Origin of the sequence: Atopostipes suicloacalis DSM 15692 (assembly GCF_900129085.1) — a bacterium.
Taxonomy (GTDB): Bacteria; Bacillota; Bacilli; order Lactobacillales; family Carnobacteriaceae_A; genus Atopostipes; species Atopostipes suicloacalis.
Genome location: NZ_FQUF01000045.1, coordinates 1 through 6,926 on the forward strand (window position 1 = coordinate 1; position 6,926 = coordinate 6,926).

At 31.7% G+C, this 6,926-nt stretch carries 4 protein-coding genes; 1 reads left to right on the forward strand and 3 read right to left on the reverse strand.

Going from position 1 to position 6,926, the window contains the following annotated elements; translation table 11 throughout:
• On the forward strand, positions 1 to 188 hold a 188-nt coding region (locus BUB96_RS10605; protein WP_234945841.1), incomplete at its 5' end, for a hypothetical protein.
• Positions 189 to 386: 198 nt separating this feature from the next.
• Here the strand turns inward: BUB96_RS10605 and BUB96_RS10015 are convergent.
• From BUB96_RS10015 to BUB96_RS10430, 3 genes are all read right to left on the reverse strand, one after another.
• Entirely contained in the window at positions 387 to 3,413 is a 3,027-nt protein-coding gene (locus tag BUB96_RS10015; RefSeq protein WP_073298683.1) for an N-acetylglucosaminidase, read from the reverse strand.
• Positions 3,414 to 3,494: 81 nt separating this feature from the next.
• Positions 3,495 to 6,467 carry an N-acetylmuramoyl-L-alanine amidase family protein gene (locus BUB96_RS10020; RefSeq protein ID WP_073298684.1) on the reverse strand — a complete coding sequence of 991 codons (2,973 nt, stop codon included), beginning with the start codon at positions 6,465 to 6,467 and terminating at the stop codon, positions 3,495 to 3,497.
• Positions 6,468 to 6,674: 207 nt separating this feature from the next.
• Positions 6,675 to 6,926, reverse strand: a 252-nt coding sequence (locus tag BUB96_RS10430) for an IS30 family transposase (RefSeq protein WP_200789119.1), incomplete at its 5' end; no start/stop codon positions are given.

A 6,926-nucleotide genomic window follows, 5' to 3' on the forward strand; every position in this document is an offset into this window, starting at 1 on the left:
CGTCTGCTGACTTCTCTTTCCCCAGCTTTCCATTGCTGAAAAGGTTTGATGTAGAGAAAGAGACCTCCCCGGGTAAGAATAACAACCTTCCACTCATGTCACTGCTTCATTTACTGTGTGGGATTCGTGCAGTATCGGACTTTACTTTGTTTGGCAAGCTCATCCGTCCCTGTTCAGCCTTGATATGAAGTTTCTGTTCGTCAGTGCGAGTGTTTGCCGCCGACTTCCTTCGGATTCCACCTCGCGGTGGACACCCTTGTCTTTGGCTAACAGTTCCTACTGCAAAGTCTGGAGTGGACTTTCACCACCAAGTTGTTACCCATGCCGGGCGCACCAAAAAAGCCTCAGCAAAAACACTATAATTTTGCTGAGGTTTAAATTGAAATTTATTTTTGATATTTTGGAATATCAAAAACTAAGACTAAATCGTATTTTTGAGCAAGAAGAGGTGCTTCACTTATTATAAGATTTGTTTGTTTTGTTGCCCATCCAATATCAGTCGCATATTGGTGAGTACCTGGTTTTGATGGATTCCATCTCATTTTATACAAAGTATTTTGTTTGTGTTGTGAATTATGAATATAATTTTGTCCTACCCATTTAGCACCACCAATAATAGCTGCTTCTGGAGTAAACCATCCTTCTTGATAAGCTCTTTCTGCACCATATTTCTCAGGATTAGAATCAACAGCACCAATACCGAACATATTGTAAACGATTTTTGGTGTTACCTTTTTACCATTTACCTCGCTTACTAAGATTCCTGTGGCTAGCTTAGATTTTCCATTTCCTGTTTCTAAAAGAGCATGAGAGATTAAATATAGTTCATTTATTTTTGCTTGTTGACTCGCTTCACTGAATGCCTCTCCTGTTCCGTCTAGAATACCATTTCCTTTTAAATATTTATTTAATTCAGAAGTTGGAATTCCCATTGATTTTGATAAATCTAGAAACTGTAAAATCTCATTATTTTTATACACATAATTTTTATTACCAGAGATCCAACCGGTTTCTCCATTTGTAGAAATTTTGTACCAACCTTCACTAATGTCAATAATTGTAAAGACTTCGCCTTTTTTTACAGTTCCTATTTGTTTGTGCAATGTGCTTGGTCCCGTTCTTACATTTAATACATCCGTTGTTATTTGCACAGTAGATAAAGCTTCTATTAAACTAGTAGAATCTGATGGCAAGAAATTATTTGGGTTAATGTAATGCGCCACCTCATCTTTCGTTGCGTCACGGAAGCCTCCCCCTTCTTTAGAAGTTTGAGCTTTAACGGATAGCTGTTTATTGATTGCTTGGCTCAAGCTAGTATTATATTTTGACGTATTAACTATAGATTCTCCTATATGTAAATCACTAACTGCTAAGTAATTATATAATTCAGCTTTATTCTTAATAGAAGGGACTACATGTTCTTCATTGAGTAAACGCTCGTAATAGTCAGAAGCTGCTGAAAAATCATTGTTTTTATGGAGTTTAATTGCATAATTTAGATTCATTTCTGCAGCCAGATTTATTGCTGTTTTTAATCGAGTATCAGATGGGAAATCTAATTTAAATTTTTGTGATAAACTCCATGCTTCGGAAACTAATTTTGAGGATTTTATTTGGTTATAATACTCATCGGCTGTCGTTAATTTTTGTTTTGCACTCGCTTGACGTTCAAAGGCTTTTGCTTCGTTTTTTATTTTTGTACTTACTGATGTATTATCTAATAAACGATTATAGTACGGTATAGATTTTTTATATTCCCCTTGTTTATGAATTTTTATTCCGTAGTCTAAATGTAGTTGTGCGGCATAACTAAATGCTTTTTCAGAAAGAGAATCATAAGGAAATTTATCCTTAAATTCTTGCGCTAAATTCCAAGCTCCAGAAACTGTTTTTGATTTTAATATTTGATTATAGTAATCAGTTGGAGTAGTTATTTTTTGTTTTGCATTTGCTTGTTCTAGATAGGTTTTTGCAGAAGATCTAATAGCATCTTTTATATTACTTTCACTATTTATACGATTATAATATGAAGCTGCTTTTTCAAATTCTCCACGTTTATGTAACTTCATTCCATAGTTCAAGTTGATTTCAGCAGCATGGTTAACTGCTTTTTGCGTTAAGTCATGCTCAGGAAAATTTTTTTCCATTTCTAGAGCTAGTGCCCAAGCATTCGATACGCCTTTTGCATTTACAATTTTATCATAATAGATTTCTGGAGTTTTAATGGCTTGATTTGATTTTGCTTGTTTCAAATATACATTTGTTATTGTTATAATACTTTTCGCAGCTAGTGGTTCATGTACTACACGCTCATAATAAGAACTTGCTTTTTTATATTCCTCTTTTTTATGTACTTTTATTCCATAATTTAAGTTTAAGTCTGCTACATAGTTTATTGACTGAATTAAAAGTTCGTTTTGAGGATAGACTACTTTAAATTCTCCTGATAACTCCCAAGCTGATGAGATGCCTTTTGCATTTAATATTTTATTAAAATATTCTTCTGGAGTAAGTATATCCTTATTTATAGATGCTTGTTTTAAGTAAACTCTCGCTTTATTTTTTAAGCTCTCTAGGGTTAAAGGTTCATTAATTACTCTTTCATAATAAGGAATAGAATTTTTATATTCTCCACGATTATGTAATTTAATTCCATAATCTAAATTCGTCTTAACTGCATGATCTATAGATTCTTCTAAAAATTCATGGTTAGGATATTTGCGCTTAAATTCTTGAGCAAGACTCCAAGCTCCAGAAACACTTTTTGATTTTAAAATATCTTCTTTAAATTCTTCAGGTGTTCTTTCTTCTGTTTGATTATTTGAAGCTATATTTTGTTGGGAATTTTCATTAGTTGTGTCTTCTACCTCTTGATTGCTCTCTTCTTGAATATTTTCTTCAGTTTCCTGTTCACTTTCCTCGGATTCAATTATCAATGTTTCAATTTCAAAAATATTTTTTTCTTCTTTTGCTTCTTCTTGAAGGATCTCAATGAGCTTTATTATAAAACTACTTGTTTTTTCTGGTAAGTTCTCAATTGTTGTTTCATAATGATTACCAGCTAAGGAAAAATCTTCTGTTGCATGTTCCTCTAAGGCTTGTATTAATTGTTCTACGCTCTTACTTTCTTCTGATAAAAATTCATTAAGTAATTTTTCCTGGTTAGTATCTAATAATGAAGTAATATACTCAATAATTTCTTCAGAAGTTCTTGAAGCTTCGTCATCTGTTTTTTCTTCAGTCTTTTGAGGATTAATTATAACTTGTTTTTGTTCTATATCATTAATTTCTTCAAATTCATCATTATCGTCTGCTTTTGCAGGTTGAACATTAAATAATACCAAGGCTATACTAGCTGTGGTTACCAATCGCTTGTTATTACTATTCTTATATTGAAAGTGCTTATTATTCAATTTGTAATCTCCTATTCTATTAAAAAAGGTAATCCTTAACAGTAAGCAGATATAATCACTTACTGTTAAGGATTTTAAGATCTATTTGCTTATAGTTGAAAAATATTTGTCAATTCCATTTGCCATAGCAGATGCAGCGTTTTTTTGATAGGAAGTTGATTTAATAATAGCTAAATCGCTTTGATTATCTATAAAACCTAACTCAACAAGGATTGCAGGAATATGAGTATTTCTTAAAACATTAAAGTTATTCCCTTTAACTCCCCTATCATACATTCCTGTACTTTTAATTAAGTTTGAATGTACATTATCCGCTAAATTCAAACTTTCACTAATTCTTGGATCATTTAATTTAAAATTATTTTTATTTGTTTCTTGACCAAATCCACTTGCAACTTTATGGAAAAGAAAAGTTTCTATTCCTTTACCAGTCCCACTTCCACCCATGGAATTATGGTGTACGCTAACGAAAATATCGGCACCTAATTTATTAGCTTCGAGAGCTCGATCTGTCAAAGGAACAAAAGTATCTGTTTCTCTTGACATAATAACCGTATAGCCCTTTTTTTCTAATTCATTTTTTAAATATTTTCCAACACTTAGATTTAGTTTCTTTTCATATGCACCATAAAACGATGCTCCAGAATCTGTTCCTCCATGTCCTGAATCGATATATACAACAGGTTTATGGTTGCCATAAGACTGCTCCATAAATATTTCAGCTAAATGTCGAATTTGTGAATCAATTCTTTGATCATTATTTACTTTTTCATAATATGGTCGGGCTAATTCAGCTTTTCCTTGTCTATGTAATTTTCTACCATATGAAAGGTTATCATTTGCTGTTTTATTCAACGCATTAATAAGTGCTGAATGACCAGGATATATTAATAATGCTTCTTGTGCTAAATTCCAAGCAGTTGAAACACTCTTAGATGTAGTAATCTTTGAAGCGTAATCATTTACTGACGATATTTTTTTCCCATGTTTTGCTAAATTATTGAATGTCTTAGAAAAATTTCTAATAGGAGAACTCACTAATTCTTCTGAGTTTATTCGATCATAATATTCAATTGCTTTAGAATATTCTCCGTTTTTATGCAATTTAACAGCATACTGAAGATTCATTTCAGCAGCAACGTCCATTGCTTCACTTAAAAGTGGATCATTTGGAAAGTTTGTTTTAAATTTTTGAGATAAGCTCCAAGCACTTGATACACTTTTAGAATTTTTAATTTGCTTGAGATAATCTTTTGGGGTCGTTAATTCTTGCTTTGCTTTAGCTTGTTCCAGATAAACCTGTGCTGTTGACTTGAGATTTTTAGAAACACTCTCTTCATTAATTATACGCTCATAATATGATTGAGCATTGGCATAATCATTTTGTAAATGTAATTTCATAGCGTAATCTAAATTTACTTGTGCCGCGTGATTAAAAGCTTCTGCTAAAAGTACATTATTTGGGAAGTTTTCTTTAAATTCTTGTGCTAGGTCCCAAGCTTCAGAAACTTTTCTTGAAGCTAAAACTTTTCCATAATAATCTTTTGGTGTTGTTAAATCTTTACCAGCATTTGCTTGATTTAAATAAACTTGTGCTGTTGATCTTAGTGTCGCTGATACTTTCTCCTCATCAACTATTTTATTATAATAGGAAGCAGCATCCGAATAAGCACCGTTTTTATGTATTTTCATTCCATAATTTAAGCTTAATTGCGCAGCATGGTTAAGTGCTTCGCTTAAAAGATTATCGTCTGGAAAATTTTCTTTAAATTCTTGTGCTAAGTTCCAAGCTTCCGTTACAGTTTTCGCTTTCAAAATTTTATTATAATAGTCTTTAGGGACTGTTAATTCTTTTTTAGCATTTGCCTGATTTAAATAAACCTGTGCCGTTGATCTTAATGTCGATGAAATGTTCTTCTCTTCAACTACTTTATTATAATATGAAGCGGCATCTGCATAATCCCCACGTTTATGTATTCTCATTCCATAATCTAAACTTAGTTGGGCAGCATGTTCCAACGCTTCGCTTAAAAGATCATTATTAGGAAAGTTGGTTTTAAACTCTTGAGCTAAATTCCAAGCACCAGTTACAGTCTTCGCTTCTAAGATTTGATTGTAATAGTCTTTTGGTGTCGTTAATTCTTTATTCGCATTTGCTTGGTTTAAATAGGCTTGAGCTATTGTTTTTAACGTTGCTGATACTTTTTCTTCACCAACAATTTTACTATAATATGAAGCAGCATTTTCTAGTTCTCCACGTTTATGAACTTTCATTCCATAATCTAAGTTCACTTGAGCAGCTTGATTCATAGCTTTACTTAAAAGAGTATCATTTGGAAAAATAGCTTTAAATTCTTGAGCTAAATTCCAAGCCCCTGTTACAGTCTTCGCTTCTAAGATTTTATTATATAAGTCATTAGCTGTTTGTTCTGTTTTATTAGCATTTGATGTTTTATTTTCTTGAGGACTATCTAGCTCACTATCTGTAGATGTTTCTACATTTTCATCCACTTCTTCAGGCTCAGCTTGTTTGTCTTCTTCATCTTTATCCTCTTCATCTAAATCCTGTGAAGATATTTCTTGATTATACTCAAAAGCTAATAAAGATAAATTATCTTTTGCTAGTTCATTAAAAAGATCAATAAGGTTCTTTGTCTTTTCATTATTCTCTACGGTATTAATCTCATCAAGTTTTTCTATAATTTTATTATAAAAACTATTTGCTTGATTGAAATCACCAGATTCATGAGTGAGTACTGCCTTTTTAAATAAAAATTTTAATTCATTTTCTGTAGATAAAAGTTTTGATAAATTATTTTTTTGTTCGCTATTTAATAAATCTTCTATTTCTATGATTATATTGTTAAAGATTTCCTCTTCTTCTTCAGATAGTTGACTAATATTTTCTTGCTCACTATCTTTACTATCTATCAGGACGTTAGAAATTATTTCTTCTGTAGTCGGTGCCAGTTCTTCTTCAGCTTTTACATTGCTAGCATTTAATAAGGATAACGCTATAATTCCACTTGTTATTAACAAGGTTTTTTTGTTCATTTATTTACATTCTCCCCTTTTTTCGAAATAATAGACATTTATACTATTTTAATGAATCTAACTTCATTGTTCAATCAATTTTCTAAGTAAATTAAGCTATTTTCCTAACCCTCAGTTGTAAAGTTAAGTGCACCACTTTGAACATGATAGATTATTATCTTCAGATCTTAGGGTTTTATGCTTTTACTCCCCCGAGGGGGAGTTTTTTTAATTTTTCATTTTCTGATAGATTTCTTCGGCTGACTGGTAATCATTTACTTCGCGTACACGCAGATTAATACTTTTAGTTGCTTCTATCACTTCTTCATCGGTGAAGTGATGTAGAGAAATACCTTTCGGTATAAACTCTCTTAACAACTTATTAAAGTTTTCATTGGATCCTCTTTCCCATGCAGAGTAGGCATGACAAAAATATATTTTTAAGTTGAGTTTTGGTTCATCTTCTAATGAAGCAGCTTG

Excerpts from the sequence above, each read along its gene's own strand:
- BUB96_RS10020 (WP_073298684.1), bottom strand. The coding sequence starts at position 6,467 with ATGAACAAAAAAACCTTGTTAATAACAAGTGGAATTATAGCGTTATCC.